19 protein-coding genes are annotated in these 19,587 nt (G+C 47.4%); 5 read left to right on the top strand and 14 right to left on the bottom strand.

What is annotated here, in order from left to right; all coding sequences use genetic code 11:
- Nucleotides 1-2: 2 nt before the first annotated feature.
- Together DXN05_RS10985 and hutI are read right to left on the bottom strand one after the other, a co-directional pair.
- A complete protein-coding gene (locus tag DXN05_RS10985; protein WP_116847303.1) occupies nucleotides 3-2,024 on the bottom strand; it encodes a site-specific recombinase in 2,022 nt (673 codons plus the stop codon).
- Nucleotides 2,024-3,259: an imidazolonepropionase gene (gene hutI / locus DXN05_RS10980; RefSeq protein ID WP_116847302.1), complete on the bottom strand. Its 1,236-nt coding sequence runs from the start codon at nucleotides 3,257-3,259 to the stop codon at nucleotides 2,024-2,026. The genes DXN05_RS10985 and hutI overlap by 1 nt, the downstream gene beginning before the upstream one ends.
- Before the next feature lie 73 nt (nucleotides 3,260-3,332).
- Between hutI and DXN05_RS10975 the strand changes: the two genes are divergently transcribed.
- Entirely contained in the window at nucleotides 3,333-5,558 is a 2,226-nt protein-coding gene (locus DXN05_RS10975; RefSeq protein WP_116847301.1) for a patatin-like phospholipase family protein, read from the top strand.
- 54 nt (nucleotides 5,559-5,612) lie between these two features.
- Here the strand turns inward: DXN05_RS10975 and DXN05_RS10970 are convergent, their stop codons facing one another.
- The 8 genes from DXN05_RS10970 to DXN05_RS24665 all read right to left on the bottom strand — a co-directional run bounded on the left by DXN05_RS10970 (nucleotide 5,613) and on the right by DXN05_RS24665 (nucleotide 11,438).
- Nucleotides 5,613-5,903, bottom strand: a complete 291-nt coding sequence (locus DXN05_RS10970) for a YciI family protein (RefSeq protein ID WP_116847300.1) — start codon at nucleotides 5,901-5,903, stop codon at nucleotides 5,613-5,615.
- 45 nt (nucleotides 5,904-5,948) lie between these two features.
- On the bottom strand, nucleotides 5,949-7,619 hold the full coding sequence (gene hutU, locus DXN05_RS10965) for a urocanate hydratase (RefSeq protein WP_116847299.1): 1,671 nt from the start codon (nucleotides 7,617-7,619) through the stop codon (nucleotides 5,949-5,951).
- A gap of 43 nt (nucleotides 7,620-7,662) precedes the next feature.
- Nucleotides 7,663-9,153 (bottom strand): histidine ammonia-lyase, encoded by a 1,491-nt coding sequence (gene hutH / locus DXN05_RS10960; protein ID WP_116847298.1) that lies wholly within the window; start codon nucleotides 9,151-9,153, stop codon nucleotides 7,663-7,665.
- Nucleotides 9,154-9,172: 19 nt separating this feature from the next.
- Nucleotides 9,173-9,667, bottom strand: coding sequence for a MarR family winged helix-turn-helix transcriptional regulator (locus DXN05_RS10955; protein ID WP_116847297.1), 495 nt, complete (start codon nucleotides 9,665-9,667; stop codon nucleotides 9,173-9,175).
- A 148-nt stretch (nucleotides 9,668-9,815) separates the two neighbouring features.
- Nucleotides 9,816-10,034 carry a hypothetical protein gene (locus tag DXN05_RS10950; protein WP_116847296.1) on the bottom strand — a complete coding sequence of 73 codons (219 nt, stop codon included), beginning with the start codon at nucleotides 10,032-10,034 and terminating at the stop codon, nucleotides 9,816-9,818.
- 28 nt (nucleotides 10,035-10,062) lie between these two features.
- Nucleotides 10,063-10,539 carry a PA2169 family four-helix-bundle protein gene (locus DXN05_RS10945; RefSeq protein WP_158559213.1) on the bottom strand — a complete coding sequence of 159 codons (477 nt, stop codon included), beginning with the start codon at nucleotides 10,537-10,539 and terminating at the stop codon, nucleotides 10,063-10,065.
- A gap of 121 nt (nucleotides 10,540-10,660) precedes the next feature.
- Nucleotides 10,661-11,125, bottom strand: a complete 465-nt coding sequence (locus DXN05_RS10940) for a nucleoside deaminase (RefSeq protein ID WP_116847294.1) — start codon at nucleotides 11,123-11,125, stop codon at nucleotides 10,661-10,663.
- A gap of 145 nt (nucleotides 11,126-11,270) precedes the next feature.
- A complete protein-coding gene (locus tag DXN05_RS24665; protein ID WP_158559212.1) occupies nucleotides 11,271-11,438 on the bottom strand; it encodes a hypothetical protein in 168 nt (55 codons plus the stop codon).
- A gap of 232 nt (nucleotides 11,439-11,670) precedes the next feature.
- Between DXN05_RS24665 and DXN05_RS10935 the strand changes: the two genes are divergently transcribed.
- Together DXN05_RS10935 and ku are read left to right on the top strand one after the other, a co-directional pair.
- A complete protein-coding gene (locus DXN05_RS10935; RefSeq protein WP_116847571.1) occupies nucleotides 11,671-12,534 on the top strand; it encodes an SDR family oxidoreductase in 864 nt (287 codons plus the stop codon).
- A gap of 30 nt (nucleotides 12,535-12,564) precedes the next feature.
- Complete coding sequence (ku, locus tag DXN05_RS10930) at nucleotides 12,565-13,338, top strand: non-homologous end joining protein Ku (RefSeq protein ID WP_116847293.1); 774 nt, start codon at nucleotides 12,565-12,567, stop codon at nucleotides 13,336-13,338.
- Between the two features lie 345 nt (nucleotides 13,339-13,683).
- Here the strand turns inward: ku and DXN05_RS10920 are convergent, their stop codons facing one another.
- Nucleotides 13,684-14,160, bottom strand: a complete 477-nt coding sequence (locus tag DXN05_RS10920) for a hypothetical protein (protein WP_116847291.1) — start codon at nucleotides 14,158-14,160, stop codon at nucleotides 13,684-13,686.
- A gap of 141 nt (nucleotides 14,161-14,301) precedes the next feature.
- Here DXN05_RS10920 and DXN05_RS10915 point away from each other — a divergent pair, with 141 nt between their 5' ends.
- Complete coding sequence (locus DXN05_RS10915) at nucleotides 14,302-15,699, top strand: ATP-binding protein (protein WP_116847290.1); 1,398 nt, start codon at nucleotides 14,302-14,304, stop codon at nucleotides 15,697-15,699.
- A 253-nt stretch (nucleotides 15,700-15,952) separates the two neighbouring features.
- Complete coding sequence (locus DXN05_RS10910) at nucleotides 15,953-17,380, top strand: sigma-54-dependent transcriptional regulator (protein ID WP_116847289.1); 1,428 nt, start codon at nucleotides 15,953-15,955, stop codon at nucleotides 17,378-17,380.
- Nucleotides 17,381-17,420: 40 nt separating this feature from the next.
- Here DXN05_RS10910 and DXN05_RS10905 read toward each other — a convergent pair whose 3' ends face one another.
- The 3 genes from DXN05_RS10905 to DXN05_RS10895 form a co-directional block, all read right to left on the bottom strand.
- Nucleotides 17,421-17,711: a hypothetical protein gene (locus DXN05_RS10905; RefSeq protein ID WP_116847288.1), complete on the bottom strand. Its 291-nt coding sequence runs from the start codon at nucleotides 17,709-17,711 to the stop codon at nucleotides 17,421-17,423.
- Nucleotides 17,712-17,731: 20 nt separating this feature from the next.
- Nucleotides 17,732-18,058: a four-helix bundle copper-binding protein gene (locus DXN05_RS10900; RefSeq protein WP_116847287.1), complete on the bottom strand. Its 327-nt coding sequence runs from the start codon at nucleotides 18,056-18,058 to the stop codon at nucleotides 17,732-17,734.
- Between the two features lie 156 nt (nucleotides 18,059-18,214).
- The gene (locus tag DXN05_RS10895; protein WP_116847286.1) at nucleotides 18,215-19,585 is read right to left on the bottom strand and encodes a sensor histidine kinase; all 1,371 of its coding nucleotides are present in this window, start codon (nucleotides 19,583-19,585) and stop codon (nucleotides 18,215-18,217) included.
- Nucleotides 19,586-19,587 lie beyond the last annotated feature (2 nt).

The raw sequence follows: 19,587 nt of genomic DNA, 5'->3' as shown, positions 1-19,587 counted from the left end.
CGTTATTCCTTGTTCCCTGCCCGATATTCTACCCGCCTGGGCCTGATAAAATCCAGCGGGTATTTACGCCAGTAGCGGAACAGGATGCGGAGAAACTCCGGGTAATCGCGCAGCAAAATGCCCCTTGATTTCACTGCAACAATAAACGCCAATGAAAAGCTAACTAAAAAATTCAAGAATCCAATGCCTGCCACCCCTGCAAGTACTTCACACAGGTATTGCCAGCGCATGTTGTGGAAGCCAATGCCATATACGCCGATGGCTGTATTACCGGCAGAGATGGTGATATGACGGATATCGAAGGGAATCCCGAAGATTTTCACTACCACGGTGCTCATGCCCAGGAACAACCCCAGGGCTATGTTACCGGCTATGCCGCCGGCATGTGTTTCTACATAATGGGCCAGTTGCTGCAAACGCCGTGGTTGCATTTTTTCTTTAAGCACCGGGTGCTGGCGCAATCGTTCCGCTACGCGGCCGTATTGTATTTTGTTCTGCACAAACCCTGCTATCAACCCGCTCAGGAACAGGAACACGCCTGTATTGCAGGCATACAGCAAGGCAAAGCTTTGCCAGGGATGCTGATCGCGCAGCAGGTGCATGGCAGCTTCCCCTTCGGCCAGTTTGTGTTTAAAGGCAAGTTGATATAACCAGGCCAGGCAATAGGTAAACGGGAACACCACCAGCAGGTTGCCCACAAAGCTGGCGAACTGGCTGCGCGTAACCCTGGCAACGGTAATAGCCAGGTTGTACAGGTTGGGCTGCTCGTTTTTACGTGTATCGAGCGAGCCTGCCACTGCGCTGGCGGTGAATGCAGGCTGTTTGGTTGCCAGTGTGCTGTGGGTTTCTTCTATCAGTAAAAAGCCGGCGCTGTAATTCATGCTGTACACCAGGCCCTGCCAGAAAGGTGCAATGGGCAGCTTGCCCAGCAATGATTTGAAGACGGCGATAAAACTGATGATAAACCCGCCCCACATGGCGCTGGCGATCATTTTGAAATATTCGGCGCTGGTAGTGGTAATGTATTTGTCGCCCTTGCTGCCCTTGTGCTCTGCTACCTGGTAGGCAATGGCAGCAAAGCTTTGGGAAAACAGGCCGCGGATGCTGTTCTTTTGTTTCTCGTACTGCACCAGTGTTCTGAAAAAATCTACCAGGTTATCGGTGTTAAAGCGATGGTTGTTGTCCAGCGCATCGAGCAGTATACGCATACGCATCAGGGCACTTTCCATTACCAGCATGGTATACGAGAGCGACAGGCTGGTGCCCTGCTCCGATTGTGTTTCGCGGATGCCTGCAAGGCAGGCCAGGCAGTCTTCCAGCAGGTTGTATAAGAGGGCCACATCCTGCAGCCCGCCTGCTTCCTGCTGCCCGGCCAGTTGTTGCTGTATGCTGCTGAGATAGCGGTTTTGCTGTACAAACGGGTTGGCTTCCGGTGTTTCATTGCTGAGATAACGGCCAATTTCAGGTTCCAGTCCAAAATGCGCCACCTTGTGTGACAGTATCACCAGCGACTGCAGCAATTGTTTGCGCAGCTCCCTGTTTTGCGAGCTGACCGACAGGTCAAGCGCTTCAAAAAATGCTTTCCAGTGCGCCCGTTGAATGGCCTGTACCCATATATAATCTTTCGCCTGGTAAAAGATGCGGTTAATGGTGTACAAGAAGCCAGATTCGTTTTGCAGGGCCGGCAATATGGCATGGTTGAGGCGGGTAAGGCATTCCTGTACAAACCCGCGCGAAAGCAGCAAGCCGCTTTCTGTAAATGCAGGCACCAGGTTGGTATTAACGAGCTGTGCCGTTACCGCCACACGCAGGTTCTTCAGCAACTGCGGCTGTTCCAGCATCTGCGCGGTAAGTTGCTGCAGGTTACTGTCTGCCTGCGTTGCATGCGCAGTGCGGCGCGGGCGAATGCAGTTAAACACCTGCACCAGGTATTGCAAACAACCATCACGGTCTTTGATATTTAAATCGGCCTGCAGTATAGCGGCAGGTAATTGCAGGGGCAGTGTTTTTCTTTTTTTAACCATCAGATCCAGTTTCCGTTTACCATTACTTTTTTAACCAGGTTGGTACCAAAGGCATACGGCAGGTAAGCAATGGAAGGAACAGGTTGTGTAAGTATGAGATTGGCTTTATTGAACCGCGCGATGCTGCCTGTTTCATAACCCAGTCCCATGGCATGGGCACCGTTGATGGTGGCTGCATTAATGGCTTCTTCGGGCAGCATTTTCATGCCGATGCAGGCCATTGACACCACCAGGTTCATGTTGCCGCTGGGACTAGATCCCGGGTTGAAATCAGACGCCAGCGCAACAGCACAGCCTGCATCGATCAATTGCCGCGCAGGTTGAAAAGGCATGCGTAAAAAGAACGCTGCGGTGGGCAACAATGTACCGATGGTATTGGAAGCGGCGAGTGTTTGAATTGCCTGATGATCCATGCTTTCCAGGTGATCAACTGATACCGCACCCAATGCAACACCTGTTTCCACACCGCCTGATACATGCAGCTGGTTCGCGTGTATCTTGGCTTTAAGTCCATACTTTGCACCGGCATTGCACACTTCGGCTGTTTGCACAGTATTAAAGAAACCCTGTTCGCAAAACACGTCAATATAATCTGCCAGGTTTTCAGCAGCAATCGCCGGCAGCATTTCCTCAGTAATTAAACGGATATAACCCCCGGGATTGTTTTTATACGCTTCGGGAAATGCATGTGCTCCAAGAAAAGTAGCTTTAACGGGTATGGGCATGCTTTGCTTCAGCCGCTGTATTACACGCAGCATTTTCAGTTCCCCTTCAAGGGTAAGTCCATACCCGCTTTTTATTTCGATGGCTGTAGTGCCCAGCTGCATCAGGCTTTCCAGTCTGTGCTTCGCCAGTTCGTACAACGTGTTTTCATCTGTTGCGTTGAGCTTGCGTGCAGAGTTCAGGATGCCGCCGCCCTTGGCGGCTATGGCTTCATAACTTAGTCCTTTCAGTTTATCTATAAACTCCCCTTCCCTGCTCGCTGCAAATACCAGGTGCGTATGGCTGTCGCACCAGCCCGGCAATACAGCACCGCCTGCTGCATCTGCTACCGTATGGTATTCGGGAATGGTATAGTCTTTCATCAAACCCCAGTCAACAATGCGGTCGTCTTTTATCTCAAGATATGCCTGCTCTAATACCGGCAGTTGCGCCATTGCTGCACCACGCCGCACTTCCTGGTCATGACCGGCATTTACTAAAAAACCAATATTGATGAGAGAGATGGTACTCATGCAACAATATTACAAAGCATTTAAGCTTCATCCCATTTTTTCCCGTTAATTTAGCTGATCAGCAGGTATCAACATGAAAATACACACCAGTATTTTATTTCTTCTTTGTTTAAGCACAGCTGTTTTTGCGCAACGCCCTAAACTCGGATTAACCTTAAGTGGAGGCGGTGCAAAGGGCCTGGCGCATATTGGTATTTTAAAAGCCATCGATTCTGCGGGACTGCGTATAGATTATGTTACCGGCACCAGTATGGGCAGCATTATGGGTGCATTGTATGCAGCAGGTTATTCGGCAGACAGTATTGAGAAAATTGCACGCTCTGTAAACTGGGATATCCTCTTAAGCAATGCAGCATCCCTCCGTTCATTGGGCATGGATGAAAAGGCCGAATACGACCGTTATGCCATTGAACTGCCCTGGGTAAATCATGGCTTCCGTTTTCCCAGCGGCCTGCTGGAATCTGAAGAGTTATGGCTTAAATTCAGCGAACTGTTTTTCCCGGTATATAAAATCAAAAACTTCAATGATTTTCCCAGGCCGTTTAAATGCATTGCTACCGATGTAAGCAATGGTGAAGCAGTGGTGCTTGACCAGGGCGATATTTCTGCTGCAGTACGTTCAAGCATGTCGATCCCTTCGGTATTTACTGCTGTTGATTACAATGGCAAGAAGCTGGTAGATGGTGGTATTGTGCGGAATTTCCCGGTGCGTGATGCGCGCAAAATGGGTGCTGATTATGTTATCGGCAGCAGTGTATCGGGCGGTTTACTGGCCAAGGAAAAAATCAACAACGTTTTCCAGATATTATTGCAGATCGCGTTTTTCAGGGAAGATGAAGACGCAAGACAGGAGAAAAAACTCTGCGACCTGTACATACATACCGACCTGGAGAATTACAGCATGGGCAGTTTCGGCAATGCCAATGAAATTATTGAAGAAGGCCTGCACAAAGGCCGTGAGCTGTACCCAGTGTTTAAACATCTCGCAGATTCGCTGAATGCCATTTATGGTGAACCAAAATCAAAGCCAGCACAGCTGCCTGATATTGATTCGGTAAAGGTTACCCAGTATACCATCAATGGTTTAAAAAAGATTGAGCCTTCTTTTTTCCTGCACCGCCTGCAGTTTGAAAACAACCGCTGGTATACGCCCAAACAGCTTTCTACACAGATACGCCTGGCTTTTGGCACGCGCTATTTTAAAAAGATCACCTATACACTCGAACCCTTGCCCGATGGTACGGTGCGCATTGTGTTTGACGTAACGGAAAACCCGTTCACATTTGCCAAGCTCGGTATTTTTTATAACTCATTTGCAGGCTTCAGCCTTATCACCAATTTTACCACGCGTAACTTTTTTACCCCTTATTCACGCAGCCTGGTTACGCTTAACCTGGGCGATAACCTGCGCATAAGAGGCGAGCATATTCAATACTTTGGCAAGTACAAACACTTTTCATCTGCAATGGCTGTACAGGCCGAAGAATTTGGCTACAGCACGTACGATCATTTTAAGAAAGATGGTTTGTATAAGCGGCGTTATTTCTTTGCCGACTGGAATGTACGTATTGCGCCAAGCCTGAGCCTGATGACAGGCATCGGCACCCGCTTTGAATATTTTCACTACAAACCCGATATTCCTTCGCACCTGGAACTCAATGGTGATAATAGTTTCCTCAATTCTTACTATTTTCTTAAGTACAACACACTTTCAAACGGTATTTTCCCGAAACGTGGTTTACAGATCGATGTGGAGGCAGGCGTTATATACAACCAGGCCAATAACCTGAAGTTTTTTACCCAGGGTAGCCCGGTTTATAACACAGATTCGCTGGGCTTCCGTTTCGGGCCCTTTGGGCATGCACAGGTGAACGTGGTGAGTTATACGCCGCTGGCAAACAAGCTTACGCTGATAACGCAGGCACAGGGAGCAGCCAACAGCAAAGGCGGCCAGGGTATTTTAAACGATTACCTGGTAGGTGGTTTAAATGGTAATTTCCGTAACCAGGTTACGTTTGCAGGTTTTTATACAGGTGCCTTCCGCACATCGAGCCTGGTATCGGCATTGGTAGGGTTACGGTACGAGATGTACAGTAATTTTTATCTTACAGCAAGGTCTAATGCATTGTACCACGATTTCATCAATGATAACCAGAAGCTGCGTGCAGCAGGCTTTTTGACGGGGTATGCCCTATCTGCCGGCTATAATTTTATTCTTGGTCCGCTGGAAATAAGCATGATGTATTCTGACCAGAGCAAACGCGTGCTTCCATATGTAAACCTGGGGCTGAACTTTTAACCAAGCGAATAGCTTTTAGCGGTTGTTAGCTTGCTGGGAGCAGGCTCCGCCTTCTCACACCGCTGCCACTCTAAAGGGCGTAATGCTGATATGCTCCCATACCTGGCCGGTTACATAGGGATCATCCTGTATCCAATCCTGGGCAGCTTCTTCATCGGCCAGTTCAATAATGAGCATAGAGCCAAACATATTCCCTTCTTCATTCAGCTGGGCACCTCCAATGATAAATGTGCCTTTTTCTTTCTCCACCCGCATGCGGTCAAGGTGTTTGGGGCGTATATCGAGGCGGCGTTGCAACGCATTGGCGTCTTTAAAATCTTCTGCGAGTATTAAAAATTGCGGCATATAATAGTTTCAACTAAAGATACATAAACAGGGGTAGGATTTGCACTAACCCTTTAACCGTTCATCAATAGCAAGGTTTGCGGCAAGGGCTGTTTGCTTCGCTGTTGCATAACCCGCATCTGCATGGCGTATAACACCTGTGCCGGGATCGTTGCGCAGTACGCGCGACAGGCGTTGCGCAGCTGCATCCGTTCCGTCGGCAACAATCACCATACCTGCATGTATACTGTATCCCATGCCCACACCGCCACCATGGTGCAGACTTACCCAACTTGCACCGCCAGCCGTGTTTACCAGTGCATTCAACAGCGGCCAGTCTGCCACAGCATCACTGCCATCGGCCATGGCTTCGGTTTCCCTGTTGGGTGATGCAACAGAGCCCGTATCCAGGTGATCACGACCTATCACGATGGGTGCTTTTACTTTGCCGGTACGCACCAGCTCATTAAATGCCTGGCCTGCTTTTTCCCGCTCACCCTGTCCCAGCCAGCAAATACGCGCCGGCAATCCCTGGAATGCGATACGTTCTTTAGCAAGCTTCAGCCAGCGTTGCAGGCTTTCGTTTTCAGGAAACAGGGCAGCGATCACTTCATCTGTAACGGCAATATCAGCCGGGTCACCGCTCAATGCCGCCCAGCGGAAAGGGCCTTTGCCTTCGCAGAACAAGGGTCGTATGTAAGCCGGCACAAAACCTGGGAAATCAAATGCGTTCTGTAGCCCATGCTCTTTGGCGCGTGCCCGCAGGTTGTTACCATAATCGAAGGTAACAGCACCTTTTGCCTGCAATTGCAGCATCAGTTGAACATGCATGGTCATGCTGTCGTACGCCAGCTGCAGGTATTGATCAGGGTTTTCACTGCGCAATGCATTGGCGGCCGCATTGTCCAGCGTATGTGGTATATAACCGATCAGCGGGTCGTGTGCAGAGGTCTGGTCGGTCAGCACATCCGGAATAATATCCCGTTCAAGCAAACGCTGCAACAGGTGCACCGCGTTACATTCCACACCAATGCTCAGCGCTTCACCCTGCTGTTTGGCCTGCAGTGCATGGTCAATGGCTGCATCAATATTGTTATAACGAATATCGAGGTACCGTGTTTCAAGCCGTTTGTCAATACGCCATGATTCCACTTCCGCACACAGGGCTACACCCTGGTTCATAGTAATGGCCAGTGGCTGCGCGCCACCCATGCCACCAAGGCCTGCCGTTACACTCAGGGTACCTTTCAGCGAACCGTTAAAATGTTTGTTGGCAACTGCAGCAAAGGTTTCGTATGTGCCCTGCACAATACCCTGCGAGCCGATGTATATCCAGCTGCCTGCGGTCATCTGGCCGTACATCATCAAACCCTTTTTCTCCAGCTCATCAAAATGCTGCCAGTTGGCCCAATGCGGTACCAGCTGCGAGTTAGACAACAATACGCGTGGCGCATCTTCATGCGTGGTTAATATACCTACCGGTTTGCCGCTTTGAATAAGCAGGGTTTCGTTGTTTTCAAGCACTTTCAGCGCAGCAATAATTTTATCAAGTGCATCAAAATTACGTGCAGCCTTACCCCTGCCGCCATATACAATCAGTTCATCAGGCTTTTCAGCAACCGCAGGGTCAAGGTTATTAAGTAGCATGCGTAAGGCTGCTTCCTGTATCCAGCCTTTGCATTGCAGCTGGTTGCCGGTGGGTGTTTTGTATTTTACTGCATCGTAACGGGATGACATATACAGAAGGTTTTGTTGTTGTTAAACAAGGTACGGTGAATGGTTATTGGTATTGCTGTACAAAGCGGATGGCTTGTACCATATCATTGTGCAGTACGCGGTCTTCTTCATTAAAGCTTACTTCTTTCCTGAATTCGCCTACCAGTTTCTCTACTACGGGGGAACTCTTCAGCGGTCTCCTGAAATCCAGTGCCTGTGCGGCGCTCATGAGTTCAATGGCCAGCACTTTTTCTACGTTGTTTACAATGCGCAAACATTTGGTGGCTGCATTGGCGCCCATGCTTACATGGTCTTCCTGGTTGTTGGAAGAAGAAATACTGTCTACCGATGCAGGTGTGCTCAGCTGTTTGTTTTCGCTTACAATACCGGCCGCGGTATATTGGGGAATCATGAAGCCGCTGTGCAAACCGGGGTTCTTTACCAGGAATAACGGTAAATCACGCTGCCCGCTGATGAGCTGGTAAATGCGGCGCTCACTGATATTGGCTATTTCACTCATGGCAATGCCGAGGAAGTCGAGGTTCAGTGCCAGGGGCTGGCCATGAAAGTTGCCGCCACCGATAATCAGGTCTTCATCGGGGAATACATTCGGGTTATCGGTTACAGCGTTGATCTCGGTCATAAATACATCCAGCACATGTGCAAAGCTGTCTTTGGTAGCACCATGCACCTGCGGAATACAGCGGAAGGAATAAGGATCCTGCACCTGCTGTTTGCGGCGTGCCCCTATTTCACTGCCTTTGAGGTGTGCGAGCATGGCGGCGGCCGTATGCACCTGTCCTTTGTGCGCACGGATGGCATGCACCAGCGGATGCAGGGGATCGCTTACGCAATCAAATGCATCATAGGATACCGCAGCAATCAGGTCGGCCATTTTCAGCAGCTGTTCGCTTTTCTTTAAACAGTACATACCATAGGCACTCATAAACTGGGTGCCGTTAATCAGTGCCAGCCCTTCCTTGCTTTGTAAGGCAATGGGTTGCCAGCCCAATTCATCCATGGCTTGCCTGGCCGGCATTTTCACGCCTTTAAAGTATACTTCGCCCATGCCTATCAGAGGCAGGCTCAAATGGCTTAACGGCGATAAATCACCCGAAGCCCCCAGCGATCCCTGTGTGTAAATCACCGGCAACACATCGCTGTTGTACATATTCATCAGGCGTTTCACCGTTTCTATCTGCACACCGCTGTGTCCGTAACTGAGCGATTTTATTTTCAGCATCAGCATCAGCTTTACAATATCCCGCGGCACTTCTTCACCCAAACCACATGCATGCGACTGGATGAGGTTGTATTGCAGCTGTTCAATCTGGTCGTGCCCTATCTGTACATTCTGCAAAAAACCGAAGCCGGTATTGATACCGTAATACAATGCATCCGATACCTGCATCTTCTGATCAAGATAAGCACGGCACTGCAATATGCGTTCGTGCGCATCGAAGGTGATGGATACCTGCTGGTCAAAATCGAGCAGGTGTTTCACCTGTTCAAAATGCAGCCACTTGCGGTCGAGCGGCAAATAGTTATAGCTCATAAATGTGTTGAATGCGTTATTATGCTTGTTGACTGGCCAGTACTGTTTCTATCCTGCTGAACAATGACTGTTCCTGCAAATGTGTTTCCATTTCGGTTAATCCCTGCAATACCTGTTTGCTTTTATTGCCTTCGCAGGCCAGTTGCTCCATGGCTTGCTGCAATGCCTGCCATACAGGTTCAATTTTCTGCTGCAGCTTCTCCCCTTTGGCCGTAAAACTGATGGCTTTTGCACGGGCATCTTTGCGGGATACCGCCATTTTTACCAGTCCCTTTTCCTGCAAACCGGTTACTACCTGGCTGGCAGCAGAATGGGTAATACCCAGCTCATCGGCTATTTCGCGGATGGATACTTCCTTTTTGCGCGACAGGATATAAAAAACCGGGAACCACGAGGCATCAAAGGCAATCTTGTGCGCCTTGTATACCTTGTTTACGTCCTGTAAAAACGTGTCAGACAAGCGCTTTAGCCTGCTGCCGAAAACCAGGAAACCCAATGACTGGTAAAAGTTCATAAAAATATATAAGTGCTTATATAATTTTCAAATGTAAAACTTTTCCGGTGTGATTGCAAAATATATAAGCGCTTATATATTTCCCCCGGCAGTTGTACTGAGCAGCACAAAAAAAGTGGTGAGCTGACTGCCCACCACTTACCCGTTTTTATTGCGGTATTTTCTTCTTATTGTCACCGGTATCTGTATCGGGATCAACCTGTGGCACTTCAGGTGCGGTTGGCTCCGTGGTATCGGTTTCCGGTTCATCATCATCATCATCGTCGTCATCATCTCCTCCGTCGTTGTTTTGCCAGTCAGCAGGCTGGCGCGTATTTACAGGCCGCGGGTATTGCTGCGGCTGTTGTTGCTGTGTTGGCGTATTCATACACTTTTATATTAGGTGAGAAAATTATTCAGAGAACATAAGACTGGTCAAGGGTTTTGCGTTCGTTCCACAATGCATGCACCGCATCGTGCGAATAACACAATGCAGCCTTCTGCACATTGATAAATGAACTTACATCCAGCGGAAGGTCATTGTCCAGCGCATCGGCATAGGCGCTTTGCGCAGCCTGTTCCCCATGAGCGCAACACGAGAGCAGGGCCGTGCGGTTGTAGCCGTTTAATGCCATGTTCAACTCCATCCATGCGCGGTAAATTTTGCCGGGAACAGTGGTGCCTGCAGCCGGTTGGCCGCCCATTTGCACAACTGCGTTCTGCAACTGGCTGATATATTCCACACTTTCTGTTTTCATCTTATCAAACAGTACAACCAGGTCGGTTTCTGTATCCGGCGTATCATTCAGCGCCTGCTCATATCCTTTAATGCGGTCATTGTTTATCTGTATGAGCTCGTTCAGTATTTCAATTACGTGCTTCGGTGTATTCATAAGTAAATAGTTGAAATTGGTGTCATGGTTATACAATCTTATTATAATTTCAATTACCCTGCCACTCCTCATCAATAATGCTTCCACGCCGTAACTTTAAACGTCCCAACGTTAAACGATCTCAGTAACTCTTCAAGGCACGTTCAAAAATTTCGAGCGCCTTTGCATTAACGATGCGCTGACTTTTAATGGTGCGCCTGCTTTTGGGCTTGCGCAGCTCTTCCAGGATCTCCTTATCATAAAAGCCATATTTCAATGATTCTTCTTCGCTGTTGGCGTAATAAATGCGGTCTATCTTGCTCCAGTAAATGGCTGCAGTACACATGGGGCAAGGCTCGGCCGAGGAATAAATAACACAACCGGATAAATCAATAGTCTTCAGATTACTGCAGGCATTACGTATGGCCAGCATCTCCGCATGCGCCGTAGGATCGTTGTGCAGAAAAACGCCGTTGGATGAACAGCCTACTATTTTATCCTGCTTTACAATAATAGCCCCGAATGGCCCGCCTGTTTTACTGTCAATGGCAAACTGTGATAAGTCAATCGCCATCTGCATAAAACGCTTATGCATGTTTGCGTTCATAAATATGTTTTGTTTATTGTTTCAAAGTGCCTGCCAGATTACATTGCAGCGAACAATAAAAGAGCCCTGGAAAAGGCTCTTTTTCACTAGACAAATGCATAAACGGATACTTATGAACAAAGATTAAACTGGCCAGAGATGATATTTAGTCCCTGGCAGCCAATGGTGTCTTTTTCGGTTTCGTAACGCCCCGCTTGGATAAGGCCACCGTATCAAAACGACCGTGCGGGTAACGCAGCGCTTCTTCGTTTTGACTGGCAGCCTTTTCAGGATGAACAGTTGCCTGTTTTGCTGTTTTCTTTTTTACTGCCATAATACTTTGGATTTATTTGTTTGCAAAAGGGTGTACCGGTAACCTGTTCCTAATTCATGCCAAACCGGGATATTATGCTGTTAAATTGCAGCCCGTGCCCGATGGCTGTTTTATCGCCTCAATACGGGCATTGAACAGGCATGGCCATGTGCCGATTTTCTACACTGCAGCTGCTGCACGGCAAGGGTTTAAAACGGTATGTTTTTTTCCCTACCCTGCCAAAGCCCATGCTATGAAAAATGAAACCAAAAAGAACCTGAACATACCCCAAACACAGGAACGGCCAGGCACAGAAAAGAAAATGAAACCATTGCCCGTTACAGACAATAACGATCCCGGAAGCGGCAAACTCAGCAATAAAATTGCGTTGATCACAGGCGGGGACAGCGGTATAGGCAAGGCAGTAGCGTTATTGTTTGCCAAAGAAGGTGCAGACATTGCCATTGTGTACCTCAATGAAACGGCCGATGCATCTGATACCAAACACCTGATCGAAAAGAAATACAGCAAAACCTGTCTCGCCATAGCCGGGGATGTAAGCACAGAAAGCTTTTGCCACGATGCCGTGCAGCAGGTAATAGACAGGTATGGCCGCATTGATGTACTTGTGAACAATGCCGGCATTCACTATGAAACGCCTGAAGTAGCAGAACTGGATACAGGAAAAATGGAACTCACCTTCCGTACCAATGTATTTTCGATGTTCTGGATGGTAAAACACGCGGTAAAACATATGCCCGAAGGGGCGTCTATCATTAATACCTCTTCTGTTACCGCTTACCGGGGCAGTGCCAGCCTGCTGGATTATGCGGCCACCAAGGGCGCCATTGTATCGTTTACCCGCAGCCTGGCCAGTCACCTCGTTAAAAACAAAATACGTGTAAACGGCGTTGCGCCCGGCCCTATCTGGACGCCGCTGATCATTGCCAGCTTTAATGAGGAAAGAGTTGCGCAACACGGCAGCGAGGCCCCCATGGAGCGACCCGGCGAACCCATAGAAGTGGCGCCCAGCTACCTTTTTCTGGCCAGCAGGGATTCTTCTTACATGACAGGGCAGTTTTTACACCCGAATGGCGGGGAAATTGTTAATGGATAAGCATAACAGTACACCCAAAAATCAAATGCTATGCGATCAATCTGGACAGGGGCCATCGGTTTCGGACTGGTGACTATTCCCGTAAAACTCTACAGCGCTACCGAAAGCAGCACATTAGACTTTGATATGCTCGACAAAAAAGACCATGCGCGCATTCACTTTAAACGTGTAAACGAACATACCGGCAAGGAAGTAGCCTGGGGCAATATTGTAAAAGGATACGACCTGAATGGCAAATACGTGGTTTTAACAGACGATGATTTTGCAGCCGCCAGCCCGGAAAAGACCAAAAGAATTGAATTGTTCCAGTTTGTAAAAGAAAGTGAAATAGACAGCATTTATTACGATACAGCTTATTACCTGGAACCTGACAAAAGCGGCGGTAAACCCTATATGCTGCTGATGGAGGCCCTGAAAAAGACAGGCATGGCTGGTGTAGGCAGCTTTGTATTGCGCAACAAGGAAAACCTGGCCGTGGTAAAAGTGCATGAAAACATACTTATGGTAAATAAAATCCGTTTCCACAGCGAAATACGCAGTACCAAAGATATTACACTGCCTGCAAAAAACACCATCAAACCGGGGGAACTGAAAATGGCGCTGGCGTTAATTGAGCAGATGTCTGAAAAATTTGATATCAGCGCGTACAAAGATACTTACAGCGATGAGCTGATGAAGCTGATTAAGGCCAAGGCCAAAGGGGCAAAACCCAAAGCCACTGTATTGCGCGTGGTGCACAAGCAAACCACCGATTTAATGGAACAGCTGAAAGCCAGCCTGGGCAAGCGCAAGAAAGCATCCTGATCAGGCAAAATTCACAGTTGCTGTAGATGGGCCGCTACATGTGTAGAATATTTGCATATGATTATTCCATTAAAACCAGCGTTACAGCGCCTATCAAGGCAGCGATAAAATTGGCATGCAATTTAAGGTTATGGGCTATGAAGCTGCTTACAACCACAGCAGTAATTGTTTTTCTTCAGCATTATAAATTCCCCAATTTCTTATAGGTTGATAGCTCAGCAATAACCGGGTCGAATTCTTTCGACCTGTTTTTATTTTGTTTAAGGTGCACTGTTTAGCATGCTGTAACGTTAAACGTGAAACCTGAAACAAGTAAAACCCACGAAAAAGCCGCCTGTCGGCGGCTCAACTAAATACCACATCACCCAGCAGCTGTAAGCGGGCCAGCCCGTAACGGAACCCGTTTAACTGGTGCTCCAGCAATGATTTCACATGTGCACACCTGTTATTGTCCTTTAAAAGGCGCTGGTATGCATCAATTACCAGCTTTTCGAGTACTGCACAGTGTTTTACCACCGCACTGCCGTTTACCGTACGGGCGCTCAAAGCATGTATTCCATTCCATTTAGGCCCGCAAAACGAAGCCTGGTCTTTGGTATACGGTTTGCGCTCAATCATCTGAATTTCAGAAACTAATTCCCTGTACGATTGTTTGGTGAAGGTAGCCAGATCCAATATAGCCAGTGCAAGCTGCTGGCTCGCCATTGTTTGGGCATCTTCCAGGAATAATTTGTGGATGCAGGCCAGGTTAAACGATAAGCCGCGCAGGGCTTTACCCAACTGCGTATTTTGCGGGTGGTGACCCAGGTAGAGGGACTTCATATGCCAGGACACTTTAAAGGGTTAATGAACTCCTGGAAACCGCGCAAAATGTATACCCCATCCTTAAATTACACTTAGCGGGTTGAGTATGAATTGCATGGCAATAATGACGCTTTGATAACTGTATAAAGAATTCTACAGATGAAGTTTAAACTTGAAAGCAGGGTGCGCTCGGGCTTTGTAGCCTGTTTCCTGTTACTGGCCCTTGCCTTTTTGATATCCATTGTTACGACCAATAAACTGTTGCGCCAGATAAAACTGGTGAACTATAACAATACCATCATCCGGCAGTTATCCGGGTTTTCTGCTGCGGTAAAAGACCTGCGCAGTTCTTACAGGGGGTATATCCTGAAAACAGGCGGCACCAGGCAGCAGCCATACAACTATTCCAGGCAGCAGGCAGACAGCAGTTTGCATGCCCTGCTGGGTACGCTTTCGTACAACGCCAGTTACACCGAACACCTGCGCACCATACAACAATTGCTGCAACAGGAATTTACATTGGCAAGGAAAGGGATGAGCGCCTATAACAATACAGGCCAGGTGTCTGAAAAGCTGGAAGACATCAGTGAACAGGAAAACAAAACTGTAGATGAAATCACCGGTCACCTCAACCTGATCCAGGACATTGAAGAAACCGAGCTGGACAAGAAAATGAACCGGCTGATGTATTACAACGACCTGGTAAAGAAAATAAACATTACCTCACTGGTGCTGGTAATTACGCTGGTAAGCTACTCACTGTTCATTTACAACAAGGAAAACAGTGCGAAACACCGGGCAGACATGAAGACTTTCAATTACCAGGAACAGCTAAAAAAACGCATCATTGATCTTAAACATGCGAATGAAGAATTACGCACCCTGCGCGGCAATGAAAAGTTTTCTGCTACAGGGCGCGTAGCGCGTACCATTGCACATGAAATACGTAACCCGTTAACCAATATCAACCTCGCTGCCGCACATCTTGCAAAGGATGTTGAACTAAGGCAGCACAAAGACATGCTGCAGATTATACAAAGCAGCTCTGAACGCATTAACCAGATGATCACCGACCTGCTTGATTCTACCCGTTTCCAGGAACTGGATTTCAGTAAAGTAAACATTGATACACTGATTGATGAAGCACTTGACAATGCACAAAACAGCCTGCAATTGAAGCAGATCAATGTTATCAGGGATTACGGGGAGCATGTATGCGCAATATGGGCCGACAAAGAGAAACTGAAAATCGCCCTCCTGAATATTATCATCAATGCCATAGATGCCATGGAAGCGGGCCGCGGCGAGCTGATACTGAAAACAGGCACGGTAAACCATCGTTGCGCCATCAGTGTTACCGATAATGGTGCAGGTATGGAAGAAGAAGCACTGAACAAGTTGTTTGACCCGTATTTTACCACCAAAACACAAGGCATCGGATTGGGATTAACCAATACCCGCAATATTATTTTAAACCATAAGGGAGATATAAGTGTTGTGAGTAAACCCGGTGTTGGCACAACGTTTCACCTGGTGCTTGATTTTGCAAAGGATTAATTTAAATAGTCATATCCATTCAATATCAGCTTATAAAAGCCAAGCTTCAGTCTGGGGAAAAACTACCACAGCCAAAGCCGCGCCGGCATTGAATTGTTTGTTAAAATGCGGCCTTGCAACTGTTGGAATGCTAGGGAAATAATAATATCTTTATATTCATCCTCCCGATTGCAATACGTCAACCTTTGCCTTTAAGCTATTCAACTCTCCTCCCGCTATCTAACCATATAACCACCAAACAAGAGGAGTTTTAATGAAAAAAATTCTGATCATAGATGATGATATCCAGATTTGCAAACTGCTTGCAGGCTTCCTGGAAAAGAACGGCTTTGCCACAGACGTAGCCTATTCCGCAGCAGCAGGCATTAAGAAATTCAGGGAGCAGAACGATTTTAATATTGTGATCTGTGATTTTAAACTGGGGGATAAAAATGGCTGTGATGTTTTGCAGGAAATCAAAAGCATTAACGAGCAGGTGCACTTTATTATCATCACCGGTTATTCTGATACGAAAATCGCTGTGCAGGCCATTAAAAACGGCGCCCTGGATTATATTACTAAACCACTGATACCCGATGAAATTATCGCGGTTTTAAACCAGCCCAATACACACGCCTATTCCAACGGTACCAGGGAAAAGAAAGAGGCAAACGCCGGTACGGCAGCGGCCCCGCCGCCGGAAGAAATATTCAAAGGCAATTCACCACTTGCACTGGAATTAAAACGCCAGATAGAACTGATAGCTCCTACCAACTACAGCGTTATCCTGTATGGCGAAAGCGGCACAGGTAAAGAAGTGATGGCCCGTAATATTCATGCATTGAGCAAAAGAAAAGATGCGCCCTTTGTAGCGCTCGATTGCGGCACACTGTCGAAAGAACTGGCCGCAAGTGAATTGTTTGGGCATATCAAAGGCTCATTTACCGGTGCTGTAACAGATAAAGTGGGGCATTTTGAAATGGCAAATGGCGGTACCATCTTTCTTGATGAAATAGGCAACCTCTCCTACGATGTACAGGCCAGCCTGCTGCGAGTAATTCAGGAACGCAAATTCAAACGCATCGGCGATACCAAAGAAATATCCGTAGATGTGCGCATTTTAGTAGCTTCAAATGAAAACCTGAAAGATGCCTACCAGCGCGGCACATTCAGGGAAGATTTATACCATCGCTTTAATGAGTTCACACTCGATATACCGCCGCTGCGCAAACGCCAGGACGACCTGATGCATTTCGCCCGTTTCTTCCTGGCACATGCCAATGCAGAACTGGGTAAAAATATCAAAGGATTTGACGATGAACTGGTGCAGATTTTTATGCAGTACAACTGGCCGGGCAACCTGCGTGAAATGAAAAATGTAATACGCCGCATGGCCCTGCTTTGCGATGGCGATATACTCACCGGCAGCATGATGCCTGCTGAAATTACTGCCCATATGCCCGGCATACAACACCTGGTGCAGGGCGCAGGTATTGCCAACGCAAAAATGATCAATATCGAAGAACTGTCTGACCGGTCGCTGGAAGAAAACTTTGAGCTGAAAAGCACGGCAGCACGTATCGAATACAATATCATCAAATCCATCCTGCAAAGGGTAAACAACAACAAGGCAAAAGCAGCAAGGCTGCTGAAGATAGACAGGAAAACCCTGTACAATAAATTAAAAGAATTCGGGATCTGAATAAAACGGCAACGCCACCTTCCGGGTGGCGTTTCTTTTATCAGGCAGCCTTGGGTGTTTCTACCTGGTTGCCCAGCCATTCCAGCAATTCGTCTTCCACTATTTCAGGCGCATTGTCATCAATCAGCCAGCGCTGTGCTTCGTTATGATAATTCAGGTAAAAAGATTCAAGTCCCAACGTAGGATGCAGCAATACCACCAAATAACGGCCTGTGGTTTCATATTCATCCCGGTCAATAATAACCTCCGGATGAAAGCTGGCGTATAATTTCTTGCCCTCATGGGTAAATGTGCGTACAAAAACTTTGTCGGCGTAATTCACGGTTGACATGGTTATATATTTTATAGTGTTTACAATACTGATGCGGCAAAACTATTATTCACTGTGGCGCAATCCATACAGGCATTCATGCATTGGCGGCATCCGGGTTCATCGTGCCTGCTGCATTCCTTTGCACAGGCCATGCATACTTCAGCACAAAGGGCAGATAATTGTTTAACAAAGCTGCTGCCAGTGGCAATAAACTGTATCAGCGACTGGCAAATACTGATGCATTGCATACTCAGCCGCATGCAACCGTCGAGCATTTTCCCCTCATTCACACAAATACCGGCGCAATCTGTACAGGCCGTAATGCAGCCAACCAATGCCTCTACATGTGTTTTGCTGTTTATCATAGGCTGTTTTAACCAATGCAAAACAAAAACCAATCCAAGAGGAAATGGCAGAATGGTTTAAAACACATTTAACGATGGGGTGGGAAGAAGTTTAATTGTTCAACAGTTCAATATGCCCACACTGAACAATTAAACAGGGAAACTTTTAAACAGCTGTTACTCCTGCCCTGCAAACACCAGCCTGAATGTGGTACCCACACCTTCTTTGGATTCCACTTCAATCCAGCCATTGTGCAGTTTCATAATATTGCGGGAAAGCGTTAAACCGATGCCGCTTCCTGTAGGGCGGGTAGTGAAAAAAGGCACGAATATTTTATCCATATTTTCTGCCGGAATACCCTTGCCATTGTCTTTTACCTCAATGGTATACATGCCCTGGCTTTGGGTAAACAACAGTTGTACCAGGCCATTGGGGCGCCCGTCGAGGGCATGGATACTGTTGGTAACCAGGTTTATCAGCACCTGTTCAAGCAGCTTTTCATCGGCCTGCATGGCATAACGCGGATGTATGGTATCGGCAACCAGTTGTATCTGTTTTTTATCTGCCAGCGGCTGCATCAGGTATTTCACCTGCTGCAGCAGTGTGTTAACCGCTACAGTTTCCAATACCGGCACCGGCACTGCTGCTACATGACGGTAATCGCGTACAAACTGCATCAACCCGTCGCTGCGTTTTTGTATGGTGGCAGCACCCAGCTTCAAATCATCTACATCCTCTTCGTCCAGTGCTGCGCCCTTTTCATTCAGCAGCTGCGATATAGCAAACGACAGGGAATGAATGGGGGTAATGGAATTGAGTATTTCGTGTGTAAGCACATGTATCAGCTTGCTCCAGGCCTCCATCTCCTTCTGTTCCATCTCGGCTTTTATATCCTGGAAAGAGATAATGAGCAAAGGCTTCTGCTCTACGTAAATCAGCTGTGTTTCCAGTGATACTACTGCATCTGTTCCGCCGAAATTCTCGATAATCTGTTTACCGCCCGATGCCAGCAGTTTTACCTGTGCTGCAAATTGCGGATGCTGTTTGGCAATACTGTTCCAGCTATTGTACAGGGGCATGCGCAGTATGGATTCTACTGCACTGTTGATAAACAAAACAGGATGGCGGTTGTCTGCATCATACAATGCCTGCTGTTCAATCACGATCATACCAAACGGCGCTTTCTCCAGCGTGCTGTTCATCAGCTGAAATACAGCCTCCTTTTCAATGGTAATGGTTTTGTGGGTTTGAATGATATCATTAAACGCGCTGAACAGCAAAGAGAACGGCGGGCCGTATTTGGCGGTATCAAAGTACACACCGTTATCACGGTTTTTTACAGCGGTGATAAACAAGGCCACTTCGCTGTTGATGTCTTCAATATAACGGATCAGTGCCCACAGCTGCACCACAGCCAGGATAAACACACCTGCCGCAGAAAAATACAACCGGTGCGTTAACCACAGGTATATGGCGCCCAGCACACAAACAACTATGCCGGTAATGCGCAGCACTATCTGTATATGAAACAACTTTAAGAATCGCATGC

Origin of the sequence: Deminuibacter soli, from assembly GCF_003412455.1 — a bacterium.
Lineage (GTDB): Bacteria > Bacteroidota > Bacteroidia > Chitinophagales > Chitinophagaceae > Deminuibacter > Deminuibacter soli.
This window is presented reverse-complemented; position numbering and strand designations above follow the sequence as displayed.

What these genes read in the sequence shown, in the direction of transcription:
- DXN05_RS10935 (WP_116847571.1), top strand. Translation starts at nt 11,671, where the DNA reads ATGAAAAATGAAACCAAAAAGAACCTGAACATACCCCAAACACAGGAA.
- ku (WP_116847293.1), top strand. Translation starts at nt 12,565, where the DNA reads ATGCGATCAATCTGGACAGGGGCCATCGGTTTCGGACTGGTGACTATT.
- DXN05_RS10955 (WP_116847297.1), bottom strand. Translation starts at nt 9,667, where the DNA reads ATGAACTTTTACCAGTCATTGGGTTTCCTGGTTTTCGGCAGCAGGCTA.
- hutU (WP_116847299.1), bottom strand. Translation starts at nt 7,619, where the DNA reads ATGTCATCCCGTTACGATGCAGTAAAATACAAAACACCCACCGGCAAC.
- DXN05_RS10895 (WP_116847286.1), bottom strand. Translation starts at nt 19,585, where the DNA reads ATGCGATTCTTAAAGTTGTTTCATATACAGATAGTGCTGCGCATTACC.
- DXN05_RS10900 (WP_116847287.1), bottom strand. Translation starts at nt 18,058, where the DNA reads ATGATAAACAGCAAAACACATGTAGAGGCATTGGTTGGCTGCATTACG.
- DXN05_RS10910 (WP_116847289.1), top strand. Translation starts at nt 15,953, where the DNA reads ATGAAAAAAATTCTGATCATAGATGATGATATCCAGATTTGCAAACTG.
- hutI (WP_116847302.1), bottom strand. Translation starts at nt 3,259, where the DNA reads ATGAGTACCATCTCTCTCATCAATATTGGTTTTTTAGTAAATGCCGGT.
- DXN05_RS10920 (WP_116847291.1), bottom strand. Translation starts at nt 14,160, where the DNA reads ATGAAGTCCCTCTACCTGGGTCACCACCCGCAAAATACGCAGTTGGGT.
- hutH (WP_116847298.1), bottom strand. Translation starts at nt 9,153, where the DNA reads ATGAGCTATAACTATTTGCCGCTCGACCGCAAGTGGCTGCATTTTGAA.
- DXN05_RS10985 (WP_116847303.1), bottom strand. Translation starts at nt 2,024, where the DNA reads ATGGTTAAAAAAAGAAAAACACTGCCCCTGCAATTACCTGCCGCTATA.
- DXN05_RS10915 (WP_116847290.1), top strand. Translation starts at nt 14,302, where the DNA reads ATGAAGTTTAAACTTGAAAGCAGGGTGCGCTCGGGCTTTGTAGCCTGT.
- DXN05_RS10940 (WP_116847294.1), bottom strand. Translation starts at nt 11,125, where the DNA reads ATGAACGCAAACATGCATAAGCGTTTTATGCAGATGGCGATTGACTTA.
- DXN05_RS10970 (WP_116847300.1), bottom strand. Translation starts at nt 5,903, where the DNA reads ATGCCGCAATTTTTAATACTCGCAGAAGATTTTAAAGACGCCAATGCG.
- DXN05_RS24665 (WP_158559212.1), bottom strand. Translation starts at nt 11,438, where the DNA reads ATGGCAGTAAAAAAGAAAACAGCAAAACAGGCAACTGTTCATCCTGAA.
- DXN05_RS10945 (WP_158559213.1), bottom strand. Translation starts at nt 10,539, where the DNA reads ATGAATACACCGAAGCACGTAATTGAAATACTGAACGAGCTCATACAG.
- DXN05_RS10975 (WP_116847301.1), top strand. Translation starts at nt 3,333, where the DNA reads ATGAAAATACACACCAGTATTTTATTTCTTCTTTGTTTAAGCACAGCT.
- DXN05_RS10905 (WP_116847288.1), bottom strand. Translation starts at nt 17,711, where the DNA reads ATGTCAACCGTGAATTACGCCGACAAAGTTTTTGTACGCACATTTACC.
- DXN05_RS10950 (WP_116847296.1), bottom strand. Translation starts at nt 10,034, where the DNA reads ATGAATACGCCAACACAGCAACAACAGCCGCAGCAATACCCGCGGCCT.